This is a genomic window from Thermoflexibacter ruber (genome assembly GCF_900113045.1).
Classification (GTDB): domain Bacteria; phylum Bacteroidota; class Bacteroidia; order Cytophagales; family Thermoflexibacteraceae; genus Thermoflexibacter; species Thermoflexibacter ruber.
Window position 1 is genome coordinate 1 of record NZ_FONY01000008.1, and the last position, 24430, is coordinate 24430.

Below are 24430 nucleotides of genomic sequence, written 5' to 3' on the forward strand. Positions count from 1 at the left end.
GTTCCAAAAGTTTAGGAAATAATGCTAAGTAGTTCTTCTTGACTATTTTATACCAAGCCTTCTCAGAATCGCAAACCATTTGACCGACAAGATTTAGACAAATCACTTCACTATCCGAAAAAGTTGGTTTAGGTCCCGAACGTTCAACTAACTGACCGACTTCTTTGTAAATTTCATCTATAATGAAAAAAGTAAGGGTCAGAAAATCTGATAAATTTAACTCTTTTATATTATCTTTGAATACTGAATCAATTGCGATTTGGTGCATAGGTTATCTCTTTTTATGGTTGCACCTTAGAGATAACCTTTTTTACTGAAAATTCCAAACTAGCACAATCGGTATTATTTTCTCTGTTTATTCATTTCTTTTTAGCAATCTCATCTTCATACCCAAAACATTAGGATTTAATATTTTCTTGTCTTAATATATCTATTTTTTTACCGACTTGCCGATTAAATAAGCCTATTTGTCTATTCCGAAAAATTAATTCAAACTAATGCTGTTACTTTGTGTTTGTAATAACGAAGCAACAATTAAGCAACCGCGCCTTTTCACAATATCAGATGTCTAATTTTTACATATTCATTTAAAAACCATTTAAAATTCACTATCGCATTTTCATTATCAAAAAAAATCAATACTATGCGTATTTTTATCCATTACAGATTATTGTTGCTTGTATTTTTCACATTTCTTGGCTTAAACTTTTCTTTTGCTCAAACACTTACAGGAAAGGGCAAAATTTCTGGGGTTGTCATCGATTCTACCGACAGACAACCTGTATCATTCGCAACCGTTACGCTTACTTTAGTCAATTCTCAAAAACCTATTAGCGGTGCTGTAGCTGATGAAAAAGGACAGTTTACTATTAACAAAGTCCCTACAGGCGAGTACAATGTGGCTATTAGTTTCATTGGGTTTAAGACGATTACTAAAACAGTAACCATAGAGGACAAAAAAGACAATGTCAATTTAGGTACAATTTATTTATATCCTGCTGTTACCGAACTAAAAGAAGTAACAGTAGAGGGACAAAAAGAACTTATTGAAGAGAAAGTAGATAGGACAGTATATAATGCAGAGCAGGATGCTACTTCAAAAGGTGGTGATGCAACGGACGTTCTTCGCAGAGTGCCTATGCTCACCGTTGATTTGGACGGGAATGTGTCTTTAAGGGGTAATCAAAACATCAGAGTATTAATTAACAACAAACCCTCAAGTATCATGGCAACCAGTTTAGCCGATGCCCTTAGACAAATTCCCGCCGACCAAATCAAATCTGTAGAGGTAATAACCTCTCCATCTGCAAGATATGATGCTGAAGGCTCAGCGGGTATCGTCAATATCATTACTAAGAAAACTACTATGCAGGGCTTGACTTTGGGAATCAACAACAGTGTGGGCTATCGTGGTTCTATGCTTGGCTTAAATGGCTCGCTCCGCACAGGAAAAGTAGGTTTTACTTTGGGTGGTTTTGGCAGGTCTGAATACAATGTAATCGGTAATTTTGAAAATAGACAAAATACAGTTAATAGTATTGGTAATGAGCTGCTTACCATACAAAGTGCTGACACTCGTAGGCGAGGTTTGTGGGGACGCTATACGCTTGGCTTTGACTATGATATAGATAAGTACAATTCGCTAACAGCCTCTGTGCAGTTTGGGGTGAGAAACAATAGAAACTTCCAAGATGGCTTGCTGGCAAGAACTTTCCAAAACACCATTCTCCAAAATATCAATTTGAGAGATGTTGATATAAAAGATTTGTCCAATAACATTGATGCCAGCCTTTCTTATATTCGTACTTATGAAAAGCCTCAGAAAGAGTTCAGCGTTTTAGCTTTATTCAGCAGAAATAATAGGACTAATGACTTCATCAACAATATTTTAAACCCAGATTCAAGGGAAGTCATCAGTCGTTTGAAAAACTTGAACGACAGCTATAACCAAGAAGTTACCTTAGAAGTAAACTATCAGACACCTATCGGGAAAACACAAATTTTAGAGATGGGGGCAAAGCAAATTATGCGTCAAGTTACCAGCGATTTTCAATATCTTTTTGCTACAGGAGCAACAGGAGAGTTTATTAGAAATACGAATGCACAACTTTCTAATGTGCTTGATTATCTGCAAAATGTAACGGCTTCTTATCTTGCTTATACTTATGCTTCTAAGAGTGGGTACAGCCTTAAAACAGGTCTGCGCTATGAATATACACTCATAGATGCAAGTTTGAAAAACGAGCAAAAAGTAGAAATTCCTGACTATGGCGTATTAGTGCCAAGCATCAATCTTTCTAAGAAAATGAAGGGTGGCAATATTGTTAAACTTTCTTATAACCGCCGTATTCAAAGACCTTCTTTGCAGTTCTTAAACCCCAATATCCAAGCAGCTAATCCTTTGAATATTACCATAGGAAATCCTGCTCTCGACCCAGAGTTTACCAATAATTTTGAGTTAGGATATAGTACCTTTGTCAAAGGAGTTTCTTTGAACGTAGCTACTTTTGTTCGTAATACTAACAATGCCATTCAAAGTGTAAGAGATATTATTGGAGCGGATACTATTCGTACTACTTTTCAGAATATAGGAAAAGAAAATGCTTACGGTTTCAACTTAAATATTAATATTAATGTAGGTAAGTTTAGTATAGGTACAGGTGGAGATATTTACTATGCTACTTTAAATAATAACGTACCTAATCCTATTTATAGGGCAAGCAATCAAGGTTGGGTTTACGGAGCGCGTTTGTTTGGAAATTATAAGATCAATGATAATTGGGCGTTGCAAGCGTTCTCTTTCTATCGTGGGAGAGAGGTACAGTTGCAAGGTATCAGAGGGGGATTTGGTATGTATAGCGTAGCTATTAATAGAGATTTCAAAAATAAGAAAGGAAGCATAGGCTTAGGTATAGAAAACTTCTTTAACTTCAATGGGATTACTATTCGTAGCGAGTTAAACTCTCCTGTGCTTAACCAACAGAGCGTTAATGTCAATCAGAACCTAAGTTTTCGGGTGAACTTTAATTACCGTATTGGCAAGATGAGCTTTGATGCTCCTAAACGAAGAAGGTCTATTAACAACGATGACATGAAAAGTGAAGGAGGTGGCGATGGCGTCGGCGATGGCATGCAACAAGGTGGTGGAAACAATGGTGGAGGTCGTCCACAAGGCGTAAATGGTCAAGGGACAGGTCGTCCACAAGGAGGGCAAAACATGATGCAACAAGGCGGAGGTCGCCCACAAGGACAGGGAGGCAACCCTCAGTGGCAAGGGCAGGGTGGAAATACAGGAAAACCACAAGAAGTGCCAAATCAAGACCAGAAAAAGAAGAAAAATGAGAAAGAAACTCCAAAGAAAGAAAAGCAAGAGGAAAAACCTAAGAATGAGGAGTAAACAAAGCTGATAAAGTTTCAAGCTCTGGTGGAGTTTGAAACTTTATCATAAATAAGTTTAATAAACACAAAAATAATCCTTTATGAAAATGAAAAAGTTATTTTTTCTTTTCTCACTTGTTTCTATATTAGGTATGCAGGCATTTGCTCAAGATTTTGCCTTAGCCCAATTAGAGAAATCGCCTCGCCATCATGAGTGGGTAGAGGTAAAGTACGGAAATAGAACGGTTCATTGCTTTGTAGTATATCCTGAAAAGCCCAAGAATACGCCTGCCGTCATCGTCATTCACGAAAATCGCGGTTTGACAGATTGGGTAAGAAGTCTTGCTGACCAAGTAGCGGCAGAGGGATACATTGCTATAGCACCTGATTTACTTTCTGAGTTTAGCGAAAGTAAAAAACGTACCAGTGACTTTATCAATTCCGACTCAGCAAGGAATGCACTTTCTCAGCTAAAACCAGAACAAGTTATTAATGACATTAATGCAGCGCAAGCATATATAGCTAAGTTGCCTTCATGCAACGGAAAAACGGCTATCATGGGCTTCTGCTGGGGTGGTGGGCAGTGCTTCCGCAGTGCTACCAATAACCCTAATATCAGTGCTGCTTTGGTTTTTTATGGAGGTTCACCAGACAAAGCTGAGGACATAGCCCGCATCAAAGCACCCGTGTACGGGTTCTATGCAGAGAACGACCAACGCATCAATGCTATGATTCCCAAAACAGAAGAACTCATGAAGGCAGCAAACAAAAAATATGAATACGAAATTTACAAGGGAGCAGGACATGCCTTTATGCGACTGGGAGATGACCCTGCGGGAAGTGCGGAAAATAAGCAAGCAAGAATAGATGCTTGGCAGAGAATCAGAAAAATTTTAGAAAAGATGTAGTACAATTTTATGTAATGGCTATACATACACTTAAAAATAGACTTTTCTCATTTTCGTTTTTCGTTGCGTTTGTTAGTTTAACTTTTCACTTGGAAACGAGTGAAAAGTTTTTTTTTAATCATGAAACGCTTATGCAAAAAATCTGTGCTGCTTATCCAGACCATTTTGAAGGTTATGAAGGCAATTTTTTGATTTGGAAAGACGGTACAAAAATGCTTTTTGATGATGGAAAAGAAAAAGACAAGCAGGCTTTACTCGACTCGGCAGACTTAGAAGACCAATTCAAGATACCTTATCCCAAAGGAAAAGATTTTTCTATTCCTCAAAAAGGACAAGACCCCGGAAGAGTACGCTATGAGCCTTTCTTTAGAAAAATGTATGGGAACTCCCCCCAAGAAGTCCAGAGGAAACTTACTACTATCACTTGGCTTCCTAAAACACTGAATATCAAATTACAAGTAAGTACCGTAAATCAGATTCACCAAAAAATGAAAGCCATTTCTTCCGAATTAGAGGAACTTTTAGTAAAAACACCTCACCTTACAAAATACCTTCAAAAGCCCGCAGGCACGTTTAATTGGCGATTTATCAGCGGGACCAATCGTCTAAGTACGCATAGCTTCGGCATGACCATAGACCTCAATGTTACCTATTCTAACTATTGGCAGTGGGATAATAAAACTACCGATGAGAATGCCTTGCTTACTTACCGCAACCAAATTCCTATGGAGATAGTGAGTATTTTTGAAAAATACGGCTTTATTTGGGGCGGAAAGTGGTATCACTATGATACTATGCACTTCGAGTATAGACCCGAATTACTTTAAGTAAAAATCTATTTTTTCAGCAAATCTCTGATTTCTGCCAAGAGCTTTTCAGAAGGAGTAGGTTCTGGTGGAGGTGCAGGCACCGCTTCCTCTTTCTTTTTCAAAGCATTCATGGCTTTTACTACCAAAAACATTACAAAGGCTACTAAGAGAAAATTAATAACAGTTTGGATAAATTTCCCGTAACTAATCACAACAGCAGGTTTACTTTCCGTTGCTTCTCTAAGCGTAATTCCCAAGCTGGCAAAATCCATGTCCCCAATTAGTAAACCAAGTGGAGGAGTGAAAATATCGGCTACAAAAGAACCAGTAACAGAAGCGACAGCCCCTCCCATGACTACGCCTACGGCAAAATCTACGAGGTTGCCTTTGATAGCAAACTCTCTAAATTCACTGATAAATCCCATATTTTTCTAAGGTTTAATATGATTAATACAAAATTGAATAACTTTTCTAGGTAATAATTTTAAAAGGCTGATTTTACAGATTAGACGGATTTTCGCCAATGAGTCACTTGAAAATTGCGTTTTTTCGGTAAAATCAGCATTATTTACATTCTGTAAATACTCAATAATAATTTATACTCAATCAAAAGTGTTTTTGAAATTTTCTTTACTCCAAAGTCCCTGTTCTCTGACACTTCCTGTGTAAAACTTATGTAAGCATTGGACTTTCACCTGCTCTTGACTAACACCGTAGGTGTGCTATTTTTGTAGAAAATAATGAATATATCCACATAAAACCGCTTAGCGGTGGCATATCTCACGCCTACGGTCTTGCTGTAGGTGGCTTGGGCTTACTCTTTTCTAACAAAATGACAGCCCTATGGGCTTAAAGTTAGATGTAGTATTGTTCATTGGAAAAAGTGTCAGATAACCAAAGTTCCTTTCTCAGCAAGAGAAAGGGATTGAAAAATCATTTTATTTTAAGTATAGATGAATTAATAATCAAGGTTGAGAAAATAATCCATTGAAAATAAAACTGTAAAGGCACTAATATTACTTAAAATATTAAGCAAATATAGAAGGAAAGTCGTAAAATACAATTTTATAGGAAAAAATGTTAAAAACTTTTCCAATTACTTTGGCAAATCATTAATTTTAGCCAAGTTAATTATCACCATTTAAACCGTTTAAAATATGACTTCATTTTTAGGAGAATTAGTTGGCACGATGTTGCTCATCATACTTGGCGATGGAGTAGTGGGGGGCGTTGTCCTCAAAGAAACCAAATCACATAATTCAGGCTGGATAGTAATTACCTTAGGCTGGGGCTTGGCAGTAGCTATTGCCGCTTATACTGCGGGCAAGTTTAGTGGGGCGCATCTGAACCCTGCCGTAACCTTAGGACTTGCGGCTGTGGGGCAGTTTGCTTGGGAGAAAGTGCCTACTTATTGGCTGGCTCAATTCATCGGAGCATTTTTAGGGGCAGTAGTCGTCTATCTGCACTATCTTCCTCACTGGGCAAAAACAGAAGATAAAGATGCAAAATTAGGCGTATTCTGCTCTTCACCTGCTATTAGAAATCCTTTAACAAACTTTATCAGTGAAGTCATAGGAACTTTTGTCTTGGTTTTTGGTCTTTTAGCCATAGGGGCAAATGAGTTTGCTCAAGGGTTAAATGTATTGATTGTGGGCTTTTTAATTGTGAGCATTGGGCTTTCTTTGGGCGGTACAACAGGCTATGCTATCAATCCTGCCCGCGATTTAGCCCCACGATTGGCACATTTTTTACTGCCTATCCCTGATAAGCGAGATTCCGACTGGGGATACGCTTGGATTCCTGTAACTGCCCCTTTGATAGGTGGAGTTTTAGGAGCGATAGTTTATACTTCACTCTTTTAAAATATTACGCTAATGAAAAAATACTTTATTCTTGCTTGTGGCTTACTTGTGATTTTACCTGCCTGTCAGACCTTGCAAATGATGCAAAACTTTGCCAAATGCGAGTTTCGCCTGGCTCAGCTGTCCAATATCAATGCTTTGGGTATTGATATGACAGGCAAGCGTAGTTTTTCTGATTTCAGTTTATTAGATGCAGGGAAGGTGGTGCAAGCCTTAGCTGGCAATCAGTTTCTACTCAATTTTGTAGCAAATGTCGAGGTTAGAAATCCCAACGCCGAACCCGCAGGATTGAATCGCATGGATTGGATTTTGATGGTCGATAACAAAGAAGTGCTAAACGGTACACTAAACCAAGCGGTCAATGTTCCTGCCAATAACGGCACGACCATCATGCCTTTGAATCTTTCTATAGATTTGAAAAAGATTTTTGCTAATCAAAGCAGAGATGAAACTTTGAGTTTGGCTTTTGACTTAGCTCAACAAGGAAATAATACGACAAGGCTCATGCTAAGGGTAAGACCGTATATCAATATCGGTGGGGCAGAACTTGCTTATCCCGGATATTTGAATATTAAAAAAGATTTTTAAGATATTTTTCTGGTTATCTGATATTTTCTGCGTAAAACTATGTAAGTGGCGGATTTTAGTCTACCATTGACTAACACCGAAGATGTGCTATTTTTGTAGATAATAATGAATGTACCCACATAAAACCGCGTAGCGGTGGCATATTTCACGCCTATGGGCTGCTCTTTTCTACCAATATGACAGCCCTACGGGCTTAATTTACACTTAGTATTGCCCATTTGCTAACTCCACAAAAAGTGTCAGACAATCAGAGAAAATAGAACATCGGAATTACTCATCTTATCAAGGCACGAATAAGACCTTCCAAACTCTGCCATCACACTCTCCTATGCAATGAAAATTTTTCCCTCCATTCGTACTTTTGTAAAGTCCTCCCTCCAAACACCCTACAAAAATAATTTCAGGTTTCTCAGGGTAGATAGCAATGCTTTTAATGCTTTTCCCTTTCAATTCATTATCAAGTAGTTCCCATTTCTCCCCGCAATTTTCTGTTTTGTAAAGCCCAGATTGATGCCCCCCACAATATGCAATATTTGGATTTTGAGGGTGCAGAACTACCTCATAAATAGTTTTGCTATTCAAGCCATTATTCCTGCTTTGCCATGTTTTACCAGCATCTTGGGAGATGAATACCCCATTTTCTTCTGTAGCACAAAAAAGAAAATCTACTTTATTAGGAGAAGCGACTAAGGAGTGAATTTCCTGCCCTGCTAAAGCTAAGGTTTGCCAGCTTTCTCCTAAATCTTTGCTAACAACAATGCCATCGGCTGTTCCTGCCAATAAATGTTTGGGATTTTTAATAGAAAAAAGTAGGCTGGTCATAAAAGTCTGGCTGACAGGTTTTAGTCCTTTGTTTTTGCATTGCCAACTTTCTCCTGCATCTGTGCTTTTCCATACTCCCGCAGAGGTCAAGGTGTATAGTATTTGAGGGTAGTAAGGGTGTGCATAGATTCTAAGGGCATCGCTTACTTCCCAATTTGTCAGGATTTTCCAAGTTTTTCCGTCATCTTTGCTTTGCATTACACCGTTTAAGCAGGCTAAAAAAATAGTCTTCCCCTCTAACTTTTCTTGTATCATTATGTCCCAAACGATATTGTTTTTCCAGCCTAAGTGCTGCCAAGTAGTAGCATTAGGCATACCCACATACAAGCCTTTTGTGTCGTTATCTCGTCCAATCAAGTTCCCTGACTTGCGCGCATTCACGATAAAATACAATTTTGGCTCTTGCAAGAAAAAGAAGGTGAAAAAAGCCCAACTATAAATTAGAAACCATAGACTAAAAATCATAAATCGTAAACTATAAATCATGCAGAACAGAACTAATCCCGCCATCTAATTGTAGGTTTGCCCCGTTGATAAACTTAGCTTCTTCTGAGGCTAAAAATAAAGCTAACCGAGCCACTTCCTCTGGATAGCCAATGCGTTGGACGGGGTGTAATCTTTTTAAGGCACTCAAAGCGCTCTCATCGTTATTGAATCCTGCTCTGAGCATATCCGTTTCTATTGCCGCAGGGCTAATGCAATTTACCCTTACTCTACCTTGCAAATCTACTGCCATTGCCTTAGTTAGCCCAACTAAGGCACTTTTACTGGTAGCGTAGCTCACAAAGCGAGGTTTGGTAAGTTGCTGGTGAATACTTGCAATATTGACGATAGACCCTTTTGCCTTTTCTATCATAGGCAAAAAAAGTTGGCTAAGGAGCATAGGAGCGGTCAGATTGACATTCATGGTTTCGTACCAATCTGCCAATTTGATATTTTCTGTATGGTCTAATAACTGCACTGCCGCATTATTGATAAGTACTTCCAGATGAGAGGTTTGCAAGCTAACTTTCTCTAAAATTTCTTGCTTGTAGTTATTTTCTTTGCAGAATCTATCCAAGTCTATGTGCATAGCAAAGTTGCAATGAGGAGCGGTATCTTGTATCCTGATGTCTGTGCCTATAACAAACCAATTTTCTCCTTGAAAAACTTTGCATAATGCCTGCCCTATGCCTCCTAATGCACCTGTAATTAATGCCGTTTTTTTCATGATTGATGTGTCTGTAATATTTTGATGATGTTGTTTTTTTGCTTAAAAAGTGTTTCTAACTGAATTTGCTCGTATTGGCTCGCTAATATATCTAAATTATAAAATAAGCAAAGCATGTCGTTCACGGTTTCATTTCTCCAAAAATCTACACAATAGCTTTCCAAACCAATATTTTTAAAAAAGCCTCGTTTTTTGCCCTGCAAACCAATCCCAATGACGATACTACCTGCAGAAAATGCCAAAATAGTAGCATGCAAGCGAGACGCCACGACCACATCGTGTTTCTCATAAATTTCATTTAACATTCCCAAACTTTTAGGATTAAAAGTTTGTAAACCATATCTTTGTCCTATTTTTTTTACTAATTCGTAATCTCCATCATCTCCCGTAGTAAATAGACTTACAACAAACTTTTTTTCTACTCTTTGGTCGTAAAGCAAATGCTCTATCATTTCGCACAAATGCCTTTCATACATTTCTTGCTTTTCCTTGTACTCACCTATATATCGCATTAAATTGATTGCCACTCGCACCTCATTTTTATGATTGATTTTCAAGTTTTCTTGCTTTCTATAGTAAATATGGTTTAAGTCAAGCGCAAAATCCCCAAAGATAGGAAACTGCCTTCCAAAATTCTCAAACAACATCTGAGCAGTATTTTCATCTCTAACCGCTACCAATTTGGCACTCTCTAAAAATTTTTTGGTAATATACCCACTAAACCAATCATATTTGCTACTACTACTGCACCCTAAGCAATAGAAATCTTTTTTAGTCCATCTTTTCAATGTCAATAAAGAAAGCATAGAAATCGTAAAGTGAAAACTTACATTTTCTAATAAAGCACCTCCACCTACGACGATAAACTTGCAATCTCTCATTTGATTGGCTAACTTTTTCATAGATTTCAAATGCCTAAAAAATCTAATGCAGTTCTTGAAAAAAGTAAAAAAGAAAGCAGGCAGTATTTTTTTTAGAAAAGAAACTTTGTACTGCTTTGAGAGAGATACAGGAGGTGGACTTTCCTCTTTTAAAAAATATTTTTCAATATCATTTTCACTTTTGACATGACCTTGATAAGAAAAACTACCAAAATTAAACAATTTGACTTGGTAGCCTAAATCTAAAAAAAATTGGCTTGCATTTGCCCCAATTGCCTTATCACCCAAGTTTTGTGTATTCCATTCTCCAAAGATAGCTACTGTGTTGAAATGATTGAGATGATTATCAAGCATCTATTCAAACTTACTTAACAATAAAAACGAATCAAAGACGGGTAAATCATAAAGTTTGGAGGTAAAAACGAAGTAGTATTTTTACAAAGATAGGAAATTCATGCAGGATTTTGGGAAATATGCCAATAGATTTTTATCTTGCTGAGAAAATAGTACTTCTACCTTATATGGAACTTCTTTTTGAAAATGTAGCAAAAACAGCGTCTATTTTTTTCTATCCTGAAGCAGATATGGGCAGACTGAAATTAGCTGGAAAAATAGACACTGATGATTTTAAGACTGCTTATGATAAGTTATTGGAATATGCAGTAGAAAAAAAATTACATAAAGGCATCTTAGATTTGACAGATTTGCAATATAGTCCACCCTTAGCAAGGGCGTGGCTGGCGACTAATTTTGCAAAAAGAGCATTGAAATTCTTAGACAAAAGCCCTATCATCGGCATAGTCAAATCCCAAAATGCTTTTCAAAGGCTTGCCGCCTCTGCCGTCATCAGTTCTTTGGGTATGCTTGGAAGTAAAATCAAAATTGAGTTTTTTGAAACTTTGGCAGAAGCGGAAAATTGGCTAAAAAATCAATAAATCAATTACTTAGAATATATCGCTCACTAAATCTATTTTCCTATGTTTTCACTATTAAAAAAACTATTTAGTAGCCCTCCTATCATTCCAGAGAAAGTATGGGCTATGAAAGCCTATAAGTATCAAGGATTGTATCAGGACATTCTCCAAGCCCATAAAAATGGCGAAAAAGTATTGATTTTTACCCAATTTGAGAAAACATTGGAGGAAGTCTGCTTTGTCTTGGAGCAGAAAAAACTAAATTTTTATAGGTTTAGTAAAGGAGAGGAGGTAGCTATCCTCAACTTTAACCAACTTGCCATTTTTCAAGCCAATGCTTTGCAGAAAAATACCGTCAAAGACCTGCAAAAACTACTCCATCAAGCCCCTGTCCAACTTTTTATCATTGAGCATCACCCGCTCAGAACCAATGATGAGGAACTGATAGCTACGCTAAGGGAAATCGCCCCTCAGTCCCAACCTGTTTTTTACACTTCTCTGGAAGATGCCGTCTTAGCCCAATTTGCCACAGACAATTTGAAGCAACTCTTGCATAAACTTGGTATGAAGCCCGAGGAGAGTTTTCAGCACAAACTCATCAGCAATGCCATCATCAAAGCACAAGAAAAATTAGCTTCCGAAGCCAAAGGCAATCGCCTTACCTACTCCGCAGAAGAATGGTTCAACGTTAATTTATGATTTTTTACATTTCTTTTGTCTTTTCTTTGTTTTTTTTAGTAAAATTCTTACTTTTAAGCCAAACACCAAAACCTACAATAAGCCAATGGAACACAATGTCAAACGCAAAGAGTACTTTGTTAAATTAGCAGAAAGATTAGACGGAACTTACATAGAATATACAGATGAAATCTGCATCATCAGCCTACGCCTGCCAGACGGAAGGTCGCAAAGTGTCAGAGGTTTTTTCAAGCAAAGAGGGCAAGACCTTATGCTTATGCTCATGTCCAAAGTTTGTTTCTTAGATGAGTATCCTAATGTGGACTTTAGAGCCTTGATAGAGGAAAATAATCACTTGCACTTTTCCAAGTTCGTCATTCATCATGACTATTTGGAAGTCTTAGCAGACGTACATTTCTCTGACGTTACCATAGAGTTCTTAGAACACGTAGCTTTGGAGGTCGCCCAAACCGCAGACGATTGGGAATACAAAATCACAGGGCAAGATATTCACTAAACCTGTTTTGATTGAAGTAATTATTCAATGAGTTATAAGTTTTTTCCAACTTATAACTCATTTTTTGTAAGTACAGTAAGGAAATCCACATTCACACCCAACAGTCTTGTAAAACCCTCTGGGTATGAATGTAGATTATTTAAAAATCAGTAGGACGCTCTCCTGCGGGTGGGGCGGAAAACTTCTGCTTCAGTTGGTCATCTAAGGTATCTGCCCACCACTCTAAGTCAGCAATGCAGGTAGATAGCTCATCATAGTCCATGCCTACCACATCTCTTTCGTAAGTAGCATATACCCAATTCCCCAACACAGAAAGTTTTACCCCTAATTTGCTATCATTCAGTTCTAAGAGATAACGATAAAAATACGTTTCATTGTAGGTAGGTATTTCCATGAGAGGGGAAAAAATGCGAAGATAATAGCGTATCGCTCCACTGCTCAACGGTACGGATTGTACGAATACTTGGATACTTGCTGAGCCTATGCGCCAGTTCCATGTATTTTTCATGCCATCATAGCACTTGCTCTTGTCTAAACCTACGGAAGTAACGTAGCGTTCTATCATTGCATTGACACTTGCGACAATATCATTCATAATTTGCTTGTTTTAGAATTAAAAAAAATAAATTTGAATTCTATTTTACATTGTAGCCCTGATTTTCCAAATCAGGTAATCAAAATCCAAAGTTGAAAATTAACACTTTAAAAATATGAAAAAATTTTTCTTTTATTTCCTATTCATCTTAATATTTAGTTTGAATTGTTTTGCACAAAAAAAAGGCAATCTAAAATCCATTCAAACAAAGGTCGAGGTCACTAAAAGCATCATCAATACTTTCAGTTTTCGTAACCGCTACTATTTTTATCAGTTAGAGCAAGACAGCAAAGACCCTAACAAATGGCTTATGTACATAGGCATAGTTACAGACGAACACAATGCCAATCTTGCCGCTTCGGTCAAAATCTTTAGTACCGATGTATATATCCTAACAGGGGGCAGCAAGCTCGCTAATGTGCGTATCCAAGCCGCTAAGCCTTTTGACTATTCTTGGGCGGTTTCTCGCGCTAACTTCTTAGAAACAAGTTTCTACTGGACTGACGGCACAGTGAAATATGCTCTTTTTGGTTCGCAAATGCAAAATGAGTATCCCTCTCCTGTTGATGAGAAATTTATCGTTACTAAGTTCAACCCTGCCAAACTCACCTTTGCCGATGGTGTAAAAATAGCTGTCAATCAATTCATCATGCAGTTTGACAAACTCTTTCAGTATCCTGAAAATGAAGATAAGAAACCTCAATTAGAAACTTTTGAGGGAGCGATAACATTTAAAAACGAAAAATATGACTACGAACTTCGCCGCAGTTTCTTTAATGTAGGCGATGACAACTTAGCTATACGCAAGGGCAAAGATGGATTGATTTATAATACTTTGGTACGTATCAAAGATGAAAAAGCAAGCACTGGAAAAATCACGATTGACATTCATCACGTTACACAAAATGGCTTAGCTTGGAGCGTTTACGCTTCTGATTACCTCAGAGCAGTTTTTGACTACCAAACAGGTACGATTACTTACCAACAAGTAGGCTCTGCGCTGCCTTACCCCGATGAGAACGAAGAGGTAGTAAAGGAATTTAAACCTAATGAACTTCCTTTGGAAAAAGCCTTTGCAATCGCTATGCAAAACTTAGTAAAGAGGTACAACGAAGCCCTGCCGAGATACTGAGGAATGTGGAAAAATTTTCCACATTCCTACTTTTTTTTTATCTTTACTCTAAACCTAAATTTTAACTATATGAAAATGAAAAATAATGACCATAACGAAATCAATCGTAGAGAATTTCTACAAAAATCAAGCACAGTAGTCGCAGGGGCTGTACTGCTCAATCCTTTGGACTTGAACGCCAAACCCAAGGCTAAGATGAAGTTAGCAATGGTCGGTACAGGTGTAAGAGGGGCTGGTATGTGGGGGCGCGATGTGCTGAAGTCTTACAGCGACATAGTAGAGTTTGTGGGCTTGTGCGACATCAATCAAGGCAGAGTAAATACAGTAAAGATGGGCTTAGGACTGTCCTGCCCCACTTTTACCGACTTTGAAAAGATGATGAAAGAAACCAAACCTGAATGGCTCATCATTACTACGGTGGACGCTACTCACCATGAGTTCATCATCAAAGGTATGGAAATGGGGGCAAATATCATCACAGAAAAGCCCATGACTACTGATGAGCAAAAATGTCAAGCCATTTTAGAAGCAGAAAAACGTACGGGAAAAAAGGTAGTTGTTACCTTTAACTACCGCTATTCTCCGCATCGCCAAAAGATTTACGAGCTACTACGCAATGATGCCATTGGAAAAATTACTTCGGCTGACTTCCATTGGTACTTAGACGTGAGGCATGGAGCGGACTATTTCAGGCGTTGGCATAGATTGAAAGAAAAGGGAGGAACGCTATTTGTTCATAAAGCCACGCATCATTTTGACTTGCTCAATTGGTGGTTAGAATCCGAGCCAGAGGAAGTTTTTGGCTATGGCGCACTTGATTTTTATGGGAAAAATGGAGCAGTGCGAAGTACGAACTGCCGACCTTGCCCGCACAAAGGAGAGTGCCAATTTTATTGGGACATGACTAAAAGCCGTGAGTTAATGGCTTTGTATGCAGAAAACGAAAAATATGATGGCTATCTCAGAGATGGTTGTGTATTTAAAGAAGATATAAACATTTACGACAAAATGGCGGCACAAATCAAGTATGCCAATGGCGTGCAAGTAAGCTATTCTTTGACGACCTATTCTCCTTACGAAGGCTATAGGATTGCTTTTAATGGCACAAAAGGACGCTTAGAAGCATGGATACAGGAAAGCCAAGCGGTGGACATGAAAGACTACGATGAAATCCACCTATGGACGAGTTTTGGTGGCTTGCAAACTTTCAAAATCCCCCAATCCGCAGGGCATGGCGGAGGCGATGAGAGGCTCAAAGACAAAATTTTCCGCTACCCCAATGCCGCAGACCCCTACAGGCAATCCGCAGGAACAAGAGATGGTGCTATGTCTATCTTAGTAGGTATCGCAGCGCGAAAAAGTGCAGAAACAGGAAAACCTGTAAAAATCGCAGACTTGACAGAGTTAAAGCCTTTGGCAAAAAGACCATAGGGTTTAGGAATAGGTCTGTGCTTATGGATTATATGTTCTTTAACAGTCTATTTTTTTCTTGAATTAGAAATTATACAAAAAGGAGAAGCTCCTTATTTAAAAAATGGCAAATATCGAGCCCCTTATCTAAAAAGTGAAGATTCCTACATGAATATCTCACAAAAAAAACCTATTTTATTTATAGAAACATACATGATGATAAATTTTCTTTCTAAATTGGCTCAATATTAAAAGCCTATTATCTTTTTTTTTCAGATACAAATGATAGTTTTTATCGACAGTTTTGCAATGTGGAAAAATTTTCCACATTGCTTTTTTTTTTTTACATTTTTTTAAACCTTTTAAAACTTACATCATCTAAGTATCAGACTAAAAAAATTAGCCCAGAAGTTATTAATTAAGAAATGAGTACATTAAAACAAATTCACTGAAATTTTATGAAGAAGAACATTTTTAGAATTAGCTTAGTGCTTGCCTTGTTAGGGTTTTTAACTACTTCTTGTAACAAATTGAAAGACAAGTTGAGCTTTGATAGCACTGTAGTAGAAACCGACAATGAATTAGAAAGAGCAAATGATGACATAGACCTAATCGTAGAAGATGCCTCTGACTTTGCGGCAAGTAATGGCAGAGTAGAGGAAAAGGATAAATTCGCACCTTGTGCAGTAATTACACATAACAGGGCAACGAGAACCGTTACCATAGACTTTGGTACAGGTTGCAAAGGCAGAGATGGCAGAGTGCGCAAAGGGAAAATTATTGCAGTACATACAGACGTATTCCGCAAGCCGAATAGCAAATGTACGGTTACTTTTGACGGATACTCGGTAGAAGACATCAAGGTAACAGGCACCATAGTTACCACCTACAATGGCTTAGACTTAGTGAAAAAGAACGTACAGAAAACCTCTCTGGTCAATGTCAATCTTACTTTCCCTGACGGGAAAACAGCTTCAAGGAACGTAACAGTTACACAAAATTTCACCCTTTCTGCAAATCTCTTGGATTCAGAATACCAAGTAACCGTCAATGGAACAGGAGTAGCCCGCAATGGAGTGGCTTTTAATACCACTACTCTCAGTCCCATAGTGAAAAAAGTAGCTTGCTTTGCTGAGAAAGTCCCTTACCCAGTCAGTGGCATTCAGCAAATCACTCCTCAAAACGACAAAGAACCTATCAAAATAGATTTTGGGAATGGAACTTGTGATAAAACCATTACCATTACTCGTGGGGAAGCCGTAAGGACTATTACCTTGAAGTAGTAACTCATCTAATTTAGCATACTAAAAAGCGAAGATTTTTTCAATCTTCGCTTTTTGTCTAATAAAAAATCTTATTCAGAAATGCTAACATCTTATCTAAGGCAGGGGGAGCATCTTTAGCAAAGCTAATTCCTAAAAATTCATTAGAGCCTGAATCTAAAAAAGCATGTGGTCGTCCTTCATGCACCCAATATTCTATATTTGTATGCCCTGCCTCTTTTAATTTACTGATGAAGGTTTCAATAGAAGCAGGTGTAGTCAGTTGGTCTTTTGAACCTACCGTAAATAACATAGGAGGGAGTTTCCTTTCGCTTGCCTTTGGAATCAAATATACGGGAGAAATTTGCTTGTAATGGTCAGGGTGAGTATTGGCATTGACACCTTCGCCAAACATTCCCCTTGCTTTTGCCTTTGCTAAGTTCCAAAAAATATTACTTTCTTTCTCAAAACCTCCTAAGGCGCTTGCATAAAGGTCAAAAGCTCCATAACTAATCATTGCTGCTTGTACCGCTAAACCATTCTTTTTCGCTATCTTTTCTGCGGTTTTCCCCTTAGGCAAGTAGGAAGGGTTAAAGCCTAAGTTAGTCCCTGCAAAGCCTTTAGAGGACAGATTATGCCCTTGCAATACCACCATAATTGCCAAATGTCCTCCTGCACTATCTCCCGTTACTGCTATTTTTGCGGGATTGCCCTTGTACTTACTAATATTTTCTTTTATCCAAAGTACTGCACCAAATACATCTTCTATGATTTCATTGATTTTTACCGTATTGTCTTGGTCGGGTAAAAGGCGATAATTGACATTACAAACTACATATTCGCCTTTGGAAGCTAAATAAGCCGCTGCCTCATTCATAATACTTTTGTTATTAATGAGCCAACCACCACCATGGAAAATAACGATGACAGGATAGCTTGCTTTGCCTGAATTGGGCGTATAAATGTCCATCGTCAAGTCAAAACCTTTGGGAGATGCCCAAAGCACATCTGACACTTTAGTAAAGTTCCCTTCGATAAAAACAGCCTGTGGATTATTAAAAATAGACTGCTCGGCAGTTTTAGCCTCTTGCAAAATAAAAATGAGCATGAAAAGAAAAATGAATAATCCTTTGAATTTCATAATTTTTAATTTTTTAGTTAGTTGTTAAGAAATAAATGTGCTATAAAAATAAAGTAAAGAATGATAAATATAATATTGATAAAACTTTTCCTTTTCAAACAGACCGTTTAAAGCTAAAATCAGTTTATGATATACCACTGCATAGTTTAGCGTGGGTTATCGCCTCAATGAAATGGGAAAAAGAGCAGAAAGTGTGAAAACCGAATATGGGGAAAAGGATTTTTAGAGGGGGAAAATTGCTGATTAATATTTTTTGCCATCAATTCTGGCTAATGTACGAAATAGAGAACTCGATTATCAGTAATAAACCCCTAAATACATTTGAAAATACTTAGGGGTTTTTAGAAAAAATTTACTCCTCACTCGTCGCAAACCAAATAGGCTTTACGTGATAGTCCACGTCCATGCCTCCAACTTTGGCAAACTCTGGTCTGTTCCAATCCTCCTCAGAGAAAGTCGTAGGTAACAGACGTTGCACAGTACGATTGTTGTTCTCTGGAGCTAAGGGATTAGGTAAAACAAATCCTGCAAAGACATCACCACTGTAATTGTAGCGGCGCAGGTCAGTCCAAGTTTCGTGGTAGTTCCACCCCCACATGGCAATATATTTTTGTGTCATAATGTCTTTCAAAGTCAAGGCAGCGGCACTTTGAGGTACTGCTGCACTTGCTAAATAGGTCGTGATGTTGGTTGCACTTACCCCAACTTCTTCCATGTGAGCACGTATGCCCGCTCGGAAAGCATTAAACGCCATGTCGCGATTTCCTTGGCGGAAAGCAGCTTCTGCTTTGATGAACTGCATTTCGGAGTAGGTAATCAATGGAAAAGGAGCGCGGTCTGTAAAGATGTACTTTCCGTAAATGGTTGGCATAGTAGTAGTAGTGAAGCCTGTAGGAGTAATGCCTCTCACAGGCTCTACCCCTACAAAAGCCTGTGTAGTAGTAGTAGGGTTGAGCAGGAGCGGCGCGCGAGGGTCAGTAGCCCCAAGAATAGTCCCATTGACCAAATCAGCAAAATACTTACTTTGGCGGAAAGCCCCAAAGTTGGCTCTGGTAGGTCCCATGAAGCTGGACTGGTCGCTGTTTGCTCCAGAGAAACGCACTAAGGCATTGTCTGCATTGCTTGCCAACGCCTTATCTACAAACTCTATGACTTGGGCAGGATTGTAGCTTCTTTTGTTAGAGATATGATTCGCAATTCTTGCCTTCACTGCAAAAGCAAACTTAATCCACTTTGCATTATCTCCATTGTAAATCGTTTCTACTGTTCTTATCTGAGGGTCAACCAAGCCTGTGTTAGCAGTCAACTCTTGGATAGCCTCATCGCAGAGCTTATTAATGCCTGCATAGATGTCTTTTTGAGGGTCATACACAAAAGCGGTAAGTGTATTGTCCCATGCTTGATAAAAAGGCATTTCGCCAAACTGGTCAGTGGCTAACTGCCAACTCCAAGCACGAATGGCTTTGGCAATACCTACGTACTGGGCAAAATTTCTTGCTTTGGCTTGAATTTCTATTTGGTTCAAGTTAGAGCCAATAGACCAATAGTGATTACGCCATACTTGGCTGGCAGTCAATCCTGTTTGAGCAGCAGTACGGCGGCTACCGTGCCTGTCGTAGAAATCATTGGCTGTGGTCAAGTGCCAATTCTGTGTATAACGACCAATGAAACGTCCGTCAAACATAGGTCCTTCTGCCATCGCATAGATTACTTGTGGCATAAAAGGGGCAGGAGGTCCTTGCTGAGGCACAAAAGGATCATTGATGTAATCGATTTTGCATGAAGAAGCCATGAAAACCAATAAGATGAATAAAAAAGAAATCTTTTTCATATATTTTAAATATATTTAATGTTTTGGAAAAATATTAGAAACCAGCCCTTACCCCCAAAGCAAAAGCAACAGTTTGTGGCAAAGAGAAATAGTCAAAACCCATAGCTCCACTACCTCTTGCAGAGGCGTTCAATCCGTTTACATCAGGGTCTGGACCTGAATAGTTAGTAAACAAAAGTAAGTTATTACCAGTCAAGTTCACTGCTAAGTTTTTGATAATCTTTGTTTTTTCTATCAAACTTTTAGGCAAAGTATAAGAAATAGTCAAGTCGCGCAAGCGAGCCGCATTGATATTTTTTTCTATGAACTGAGATTCTACTAAGCCTCTTAAACCGCTGGTGTACCATGCTTGGTCTAAGGTAATAGGCACAGTATTTCTTTCTCCTGTCTGCGTTACCCCCTCAAAAACTATCTGCGTACCTCTATCTAAAGTACGCTTGCTCAATCCTAAGGCTACTAAATCTCTTTCTGTGGCATTGTAAACGTCGCCTCCGATGCGGAAGTCAAATAAGAAAGAAACGGCTAAAGGTCCCATTTGGAATCTATTAGTCAGACCGAAAGTAAATTTAGGCTGACGGTTGCCTATGAAAGGGAAAGCCGTATTCACTAAAGGGAAACCATTTGCTCCGACTATGACCTCTCCGTTAGCATTTCTTTGATAATCATACCCTGTAATAGACATCATTGATTCGCCCAATACGTAGCCTGCTCTGGCGTTACCCGCTAACCAAGTATCTGATAAATAAAACTCTGGCAAATCCGCAGGCATTTGTGTTACTTTATTGCGATTGAGCGTAAAGTTTCCTATAACGTCCCAAGTCAATTTATCATTCTTTACAGGCGAGCCGGTCAAAAGTATTTCTACCCCTCTATTTCGCACTACACCTGAGTTGATGAGCTGAAGAATATAGCCCGTAGCATAGCTAAGGCGAGGCTGTACGATTTGATTGCGGCTCTCCATAGAATAATAGGTAAAGTCTATGCCTAATCTGTTATTGAGGAACTTCAAATCAAAACCTCCTTCGTATGATACAGTAGTTTCAGGCTTAATTTTAGGATTAGGACCGAAGAAACCTACATTGTAACCACCACCTGATTTTGCATGAAGCCTGTTCTAAAAAAATTTCTCACATTATTAAAGGTAGGCTCCCCAGCAGGACGCTCTGCCCCCCAAGTACTTAACGTATTGCGGTTGGTGGTAGGAACATTATTCACCCAGCTACCATTGGCAAATTTTGTTTGGATTTCAGGGAAACGGGTTGCATTTTCTATGGTAAAATTATTGCTATAGTCTATCCTTACGCTTCCCTTTCTTCCTTTCTTAGTAGTGATGATGATAGCCCCATTTGCTGCATCTATCCCGTACAATGCAGAAGCAGCAGGACCTTTTAATACAGTAATGTTCTCTATATCATTTGGGTCAATATCTGCAATACGATTAGTATAGTCAGAAATACGATTAGGCGTATCCGTTAATAAAAAGCCCTCACTCTTGGTCGTATTGTCCACAGGAACACCATCAATGACGAAAAGCGGTTGGTTATTCGCTCCTAAAGAAGAGCCTCCACGCAGTACTATTTGCGATGAAGCCCCTGCCATACCGCTTGTAGTACCTATACTCACACCTGCTATCCTACCTTGCAAAGCTGTAACAAAGTTAGGGCGGTTGGTTTCTGCAATTTCCTGCCCTTTCACCTCTTGGACAGCATATCCTAACTCTTTCTTTTCCTTTTGGATACCAAAAGAAGTAACCACTACCTCGTTTAATTGGCGTGTATCTACCAAAAGCGTTACATTTACTTCTGTACGATTACCAATAAGTACCTCCGCCTTCCGAAAACCAATAAAAGAGAAAACTAAGGTGGTAGCATCTGCGGGAACACTCAGGCGGTAGCTTCCATCTGCATCAGAAACTGTCCCCGCAGAAGTCCCTTTGACTGTAATATTCACTCCCGGAAGCCCGCTTCCGTCTTCACTGGAAGTAACTTTCCCACTAATAGTTCGTTGTTGGGCATAAGTATTGCCCAACATTCCCGCAAGCAAGAAAGTTAATAAAAACGTAAAAATGTTCTTCATAAAAATTAATTTTTTTAGGATAAAAAACAAAAATAAGAATATTAAAACGTAGGTAAGTTAATAAATGAAAAATAAAAATAAAAACATTTAACAAACTTAATATTGGAGCTAATCCTTCTTTGAGTTTTATGAACTATACGACTACTTCTACAACTATCTCAAGAAAATTATTTGATTCTCACAAATTATTGTATTTTTGCAGGAGTTATTCCTACTTTACAATCCCCTTTTGTTGTGTCAAAACGATGATTAGCTTGGTTAAAAACCGAAATGAAACTTTTTTTCTACCTCGTATTACTTTTATCCTTTAATGCTTTTGCTCAGCAAGCAAAGGTAGAAGCCTCTTTGACTTCACTAAAACAAGACACCTTCAAAGTAAGCCAACTACTTTCCCTCAGCAAGGACTACGCTAACAAGAATTTAATCAAAATGAATAATTATGCAGATACAGCCCTGCGAATATCACAAGACATCAACTATGAACGCGGCGTAGCTATGTCCCTAAATTACATTGGACAAGCCAAAATTAAACTTGCTGAGTACAATGAGGCTTTAACTCTCACTTTCAATGCCTTAGAGATAGCAGAGCGACTAAAATATGAGGAATGTATCGGACTGAGCTATATCCTGATAGGGCATGTCTATATGCACCAAAACAATCTGGGTAAAGCAGAGGAATACTACGAAAAAGCCTTAGAAATAGCCCAAAAAATAGGTAAAGCCTCCGTAGCCTCAGCCGCACAGAACGGCTTAGGGAATGTGTTTTTTGCAAAAAAAGATAATAAACAAGCCTTAGAAAGGTATTCTCTTGCCTTGCAAATAGCGACCAAAGAAGAAAATAAAAAACAAATCGCTGAAATGGAAACTAATCTGGGGCGGGTATATTTGGCACAGGGCATGAACAGTTTGGCTATAGAGTATTTTCAAAAAGCACTCAAAATTGCCAAAGAAATCGCTAATTTAGAAGCTATTGCTGATAACTCCTTACTTTTAGGTGATTATTATTTTAAGAAAAACCTACCTAATGAGGCTTTAAAGTATGCCCAAGCAGGACTTACTGCCTCAGAAACTCTACAATCAAGATTTTTTAAGCAAAAAGCATGGGCATTAATGTCTGAAATCTATGGCATACAGAAGGATTACAAAAGAGCTTATGAATATAGTCAATTAAGTAAAACTTTACAAGACAGCATTTTAGGCAAAGAAAGCGAACAGGATTACACTGCTATCTCCTCACTATACGAAACACAGATAAGAGATAAAGAAATGACTATTAAAAACTTGCAATTAGAACAACAGCAAAGAAATATTCAAAATCAAAAAAGAATTATCTACCTTACTGTCGCTTCTTCCGCCATCTTTATTACACTTACCATTTTAGCATTTATTTTGTACAGAAGGCAGAAAAAGGCAAATTTCCTCATCAAAGAACAAAACAAACAAATTAAGGAACAGAACGAGGAGATTAATGCTAAAAATGAGGAAATCAATAAGCAAAAATCAGCTATAGAGAGTAAAAATAAAGCCTTAGAGGGAGCTTATAAAGAAATAGAGAAGAAAACAGAAAACATTTTGGCAAGTATCAGCTATGCCAAACGCATACAAACGGCTTTGTTACCAGACCAAGAAGACATTACACTGACCTTTCCTGAAAACTTCATCTACTACAAGCCCAAAGATGTCATCAGTGGTGATTTTTATTATTTCATGGAAGTAGAAAATTTACGTATTCTGGCAGTAGCGGACTGTACAGGACACGGCGTACCGGGTGCTTTTATGTCGGTGCTTGGAGTGCAATCTCTGAACAAAATTATCCAATCAGGAGTCACCTCGCCAGACTTGATTCTTTCTGAGTTGCACAATGAAATTCGCCAAGTGCTTAAACAACAGGTCAATGAAGTTCGCGACGGCATGGACATCGTTCTTTGCGTAATAGACACTCAAAGAAAGACGCTTACCTACGCAGGGGCTATCAATCCTCTTTACTATGTCCAAGCTAATGACAATGGTCTGCTTGAGTTTGTTGAGATTAAAGCTACGAAAAAACCCATTGGAGGTTTTCAAAGAGATGAAGAAGATAGATTTTTTGAAAAAACAGTCATAGATATTTCCAAACCCACTACTTTTTATCTTGCCACTGACGGCTACCGCGACCAATTCGGAGGCGAACACAATAAAAAATTCATGGCTCGCCGCTTCAAAGAACTGCTTTACTACATTCACGATAAACCTATGCTCGCCCAACAAAAAATCTTAGATGAAGTCATTACCAAATGGTTAGGAAATAATGAGCAAATAGACGATATGTTAGTCATAGGCATACGCGTTTAGCATTTTTATGTTTTTGTGATTTGCATATATTATCTAAAAAATTACTTCCGCCTATTTACTTTCATCACAAGCTCATCAACGACCA

22 protein-coding genes are annotated in these 24430 nt (G+C 38.3%); 12 read left to right on the forward strand and 10 right to left on the reverse strand.

Annotated features, from left to right (window positions below; genetic code table 11):
• Positions 1-268: hypothetical protein (locus BM141_RS05885; protein WP_091549511.1), on the reverse strand; the 268-nt coding region annotated here is incomplete at its 3' end.
• Between the two features lie 375 nt (positions 269-643).
• Here BM141_RS05885 and BM141_RS05890 point away from each other — a divergent pair.
• From BM141_RS05890 to BM141_RS05900, 3 genes are all read left to right on the forward strand, one after another.
• Positions 644-3397, forward strand: a complete 2754-nt coding sequence (locus BM141_RS05890; protein WP_091541692.1) for a TonB-dependent receptor — start codon at positions 644-646, stop codon at positions 3395-3397.
• Positions 3398-3485: 88 nt separating this feature from the next.
• Positions 3486-4286, forward strand: a complete 801-nt coding sequence (locus BM141_RS05895; RefSeq protein ID WP_091542009.1) for a dienelactone hydrolase family protein — start codon at positions 3486-3488, stop codon at positions 4284-4286.
• Positions 4287-4417: 131 nt separating this feature from the next.
• Positions 4418-5113 carry a M15 family metallopeptidase gene (locus tag BM141_RS05900; protein WP_221407636.1) on the forward strand — a complete coding sequence of 232 codons (696 nt, stop codon included), beginning with the start codon at positions 4418-4420 and terminating at the stop codon, positions 5111-5113.
• A gap of 8 nt (positions 5114-5121) precedes the next feature.
• Here the strand turns inward: BM141_RS05900 and mscL are convergent, their stop codons facing one another.
• Positions 5122-5520, reverse strand: coding sequence for a large-conductance mechanosensitive channel protein MscL (gene mscL, locus BM141_RS05905; RefSeq protein WP_091541697.1), 399 nt, complete (start codon positions 5518-5520; stop codon positions 5122-5124).
• Positions 5521-6252: 732 nt separating this feature from the next.
• Here mscL and BM141_RS05910 point away from each other — a divergent pair.
• On the forward strand, positions 6253-6957 hold the full coding sequence (locus tag BM141_RS05910) for an MIP/aquaporin family protein (RefSeq protein WP_091541700.1): 705 nt from the start codon (positions 6253-6255) through the stop codon (positions 6955-6957).
• Between the two features lie 12 nt (positions 6958-6969).
• Complete coding sequence (locus tag BM141_RS05915; protein ID WP_091541702.1) at positions 6970-7545, forward strand: LEA/WHy family protein; 576 nt, start codon at positions 6970-6972, stop codon at positions 7543-7545.
• A 282-nt stretch (positions 7546-7827) separates the two neighbouring features.
• On the opposite strand, the gene BM141_RS05920 is transcribed toward BM141_RS05915, so the two are convergent.
• Genes BM141_RS05920 through BM141_RS05930 form a run of 3 tightly spaced genes read right to left on the reverse strand, consistent with a single transcriptional unit; the run spans position 7828 to position 10812 of the window.
• A complete protein-coding gene (locus BM141_RS05920) occupies positions 7828-8877 on the reverse strand; it encodes a WD40/YVTN/BNR-like repeat-containing protein (protein WP_091541705.1) in 1050 nt (349 codons plus the stop codon).
• Positions 8843-9577, reverse strand: a complete 735-nt coding sequence (locus tag BM141_RS05925; RefSeq protein WP_091541708.1) for an SDR family NAD(P)-dependent oxidoreductase — start codon at positions 9575-9577, stop codon at positions 8843-8845. Before BM141_RS05925 ends, BM141_RS05920 begins: the two co-directional genes overlap by 35 nt.
• Complete coding sequence (locus BM141_RS05930) at positions 9574-10812, reverse strand: polysaccharide pyruvyl transferase family protein (RefSeq protein WP_091541711.1); 1239 nt, start codon at positions 10810-10812, stop codon at positions 9574-9576. Before BM141_RS05930 ends, BM141_RS05925 begins: the two co-directional genes overlap by 4 nt.
• Before the next feature lie 167 nt (positions 10813-10979).
• On the opposite strand from BM141_RS05930, the gene BM141_RS05935 reads away from it, so the two are divergent.
• From BM141_RS05935 to BM141_RS05945, 3 genes are all read left to right on the forward strand, one after another.
• Positions 10980-11393: an STAS/SEC14 domain-containing protein gene (locus tag BM141_RS05935; protein ID WP_221407637.1), complete on the forward strand. Its 414-nt coding sequence runs from the start codon at positions 10980-10982 to the stop codon at positions 11391-11393.
• A 42-nt stretch (positions 11394-11435) separates the two neighbouring features.
• Positions 11436-12071, forward strand: a complete 636-nt coding sequence (locus tag BM141_RS05940) for a P-loop NTPase family protein (RefSeq protein WP_091541717.1) — start codon at positions 11436-11438, stop codon at positions 12069-12071.
• Positions 12072-12156: 85 nt separating this feature from the next.
• Positions 12157-12567 (forward strand): hypothetical protein, encoded by a 411-nt coding sequence (locus tag BM141_RS05945; RefSeq protein WP_091541721.1) that lies wholly within the window; start codon positions 12157-12159, stop codon positions 12565-12567.
• 139 nt (positions 12568-12706) lie between these two features.
• On the opposite strand, the gene BM141_RS05950 is transcribed toward BM141_RS05945, so the two are convergent.
• Entirely contained in the window at positions 12707-13162 is a 456-nt protein-coding gene (locus BM141_RS05950) for a YbjN domain-containing protein (protein WP_091541723.1), read from the reverse strand.
• A 115-nt stretch (positions 13163-13277) separates the two neighbouring features.
• On the opposite strand from BM141_RS05950, the gene BM141_RS05955 reads away from it, so the two are divergent.
• From BM141_RS05955 to BM141_RS05965, 3 genes are all read left to right on the forward strand, one after another.
• On the forward strand, positions 13278-14294 hold the full coding sequence (locus BM141_RS05955) for a hypothetical protein (protein ID WP_143090820.1): 1017 nt from the start codon (positions 13278-13280) through the stop codon (positions 14292-14294).
• Between the two features lie 75 nt (positions 14295-14369).
• On the forward strand, positions 14370-15725 hold the full coding sequence (locus BM141_RS05960; protein WP_091542011.1) for a Gfo/Idh/MocA family protein: 1356 nt from the start codon (positions 14370-14372) through the stop codon (positions 15723-15725).
• Between the two features lie 437 nt (positions 15726-16162).
• Positions 16163-16987 carry a hypothetical protein gene (locus BM141_RS05965; RefSeq protein ID WP_091541730.1) on the forward strand — a complete coding sequence of 275 codons (825 nt, stop codon included), beginning with the start codon at positions 16163-16165 and terminating at the stop codon, positions 16985-16987.
• 58 nt (positions 16988-17045) lie between these two features.
• On the opposite strand, the gene BM141_RS05970 is transcribed toward BM141_RS05965, so the two are convergent.
• From BM141_RS05970 to BM141_RS23535, 4 genes are all read right to left on the reverse strand, one after another.
• On the reverse strand, positions 17046-18107 hold the full coding sequence (locus tag BM141_RS05970; protein WP_245763996.1) for an alpha/beta hydrolase: 1062 nt from the start codon (positions 18105-18107) through the stop codon (positions 17046-17048).
• A 352-nt stretch (positions 18108-18459) separates the two neighbouring features.
• Positions 18460-19938 carry a SusD/RagB family nutrient-binding outer membrane lipoprotein gene (locus tag BM141_RS05975; RefSeq protein ID WP_091541733.1) on the reverse strand — a complete coding sequence of 493 codons (1479 nt, stop codon included), beginning with the start codon at positions 19936-19938 and terminating at the stop codon, positions 18460-18462.
• Between the two features lie 34 nt (positions 19939-19972).
• Positions 19973-20989: a TonB-dependent receptor domain-containing protein gene (locus tag BM141_RS23530; RefSeq protein WP_245764001.1), complete on the reverse strand. Its 1017-nt coding sequence runs from the start codon at positions 20987-20989 to the stop codon at positions 19973-19975.
• Positions 20990-21012: 23 nt separating this feature from the next.
• Positions 21013-22014 (reverse strand): TonB-dependent receptor plug domain-containing protein, encoded by a 1002-nt coding sequence (locus BM141_RS23535; protein ID WP_245763997.1) that lies wholly within the window; start codon positions 22012-22014, stop codon positions 21013-21015.
• Between the two features lie 270 nt (positions 22015-22284).
• Between BM141_RS23535 and BM141_RS05985 the strand changes: the two genes are divergently transcribed.
• Entirely contained in the window at positions 22285-24345 is a 2061-nt protein-coding gene (locus BM141_RS05985; RefSeq protein WP_091541737.1) for a tetratricopeptide repeat protein, read from the forward strand.
• Positions 24346-24430 lie beyond the last annotated feature (85 nt).

Coding starts and splice junctions, on each gene's coding strand:
- BM141_RS05890 (WP_091541692.1), top strand. CDS start 644: ATGCGTATTTTTATCCATTACAGATTATTGTTGCTTGTATTTTTCACA.
- BM141_RS05895 (WP_091542009.1), top strand. CDS start 3,486: ATGAAAAAGTTATTTTTTCTTTTCTCACTTGTTTCTATATTAGGTATG.
- BM141_RS05900 (WP_221407636.1), top strand. CDS start 4,418: ATGCAAAAAATCTGTGCTGCTTATCCAGACCATTTTGAAGGTTATGAA.
- mscL (WP_091541697.1), bottom strand. CDS start 5,520: ATGGGATTTATCAGTGAATTTAGAGAGTTTGCTATCAAAGGCAACCTC.
- BM141_RS05910 (WP_091541700.1), top strand. CDS start 6,253: ATGACTTCATTTTTAGGAGAATTAGTTGGCACGATGTTGCTCATCATA.
- BM141_RS05915 (WP_091541702.1), top strand. CDS start 6,970: ATGAAAAAATACTTTATTCTTGCTTGTGGCTTACTTGTGATTTTACCT.
- BM141_RS05920 (WP_091541705.1), bottom strand. CDS start 8,877: ATGGCGGGATTAGTTCTGTTCTGCATGATTTATAGTTTACGATTTATG.
- BM141_RS05925 (WP_091541708.1), bottom strand. CDS start 9,577: ATGAAAAAAACGGCATTAATTACAGGTGCATTAGGAGGCATAGGGCAG.
- BM141_RS05930 (WP_091541711.1), bottom strand. CDS start 10,812: ATGCTTGATAATCATCTCAATCATTTCAACACAGTAGCTATCTTTGGA.
- BM141_RS05935 (WP_221407637.1), top strand. CDS start 10,980: ATGGAACTTCTTTTTGAAAATGTAGCAAAAACAGCGTCTATTTTTTTC.
- BM141_RS05940 (WP_091541717.1), top strand. CDS start 11,436: ATGTTTTCACTATTAAAAAAACTATTTAGTAGCCCTCCTATCATTCCA.
- BM141_RS05945 (WP_091541721.1), top strand. CDS start 12,157: ATGGAACACAATGTCAAACGCAAAGAGTACTTTGTTAAATTAGCAGAA.
- BM141_RS05950 (WP_091541723.1), bottom strand. CDS start 13,162: ATGAATGATATTGTCGCAAGTGTCAATGCAATGATAGAACGCTACGTT.
- BM141_RS05955 (WP_143090820.1), top strand. CDS start 13,278: ATGAAAAAATTTTTCTTTTATTTCCTATTCATCTTAATATTTAGTTTG.
- BM141_RS05960 (WP_091542011.1), top strand. CDS start 14,370: ATGAAAAATAATGACCATAACGAAATCAATCGTAGAGAATTTCTACAA.
- BM141_RS05965 (WP_091541730.1), top strand. CDS start 16,163: ATGAAGAAGAACATTTTTAGAATTAGCTTAGTGCTTGCCTTGTTAGGG.
- BM141_RS05970 (WP_245763996.1), bottom strand. CDS start 18,107: ATGAAATTCAAAGGATTATTCATTTTTCTTTTCATGCTCATTTTTATT.
- BM141_RS05975 (WP_091541733.1), bottom strand. CDS start 19,938: ATGAAAAAGATTTCTTTTTTATTCATCTTATTGGTTTTCATGGCTTCT.
- BM141_RS23535 (WP_245763997.1), bottom strand. CDS start 22,014: ATGAAGAACATTTTTACGTTTTTATTAACTTTCTTGCTTGCGGGAATG.
- BM141_RS05985 (WP_091541737.1), top strand. CDS start 22,285: ATGAAACTTTTTTTCTACCTCGTATTACTTTTATCCTTTAATGCTTTT.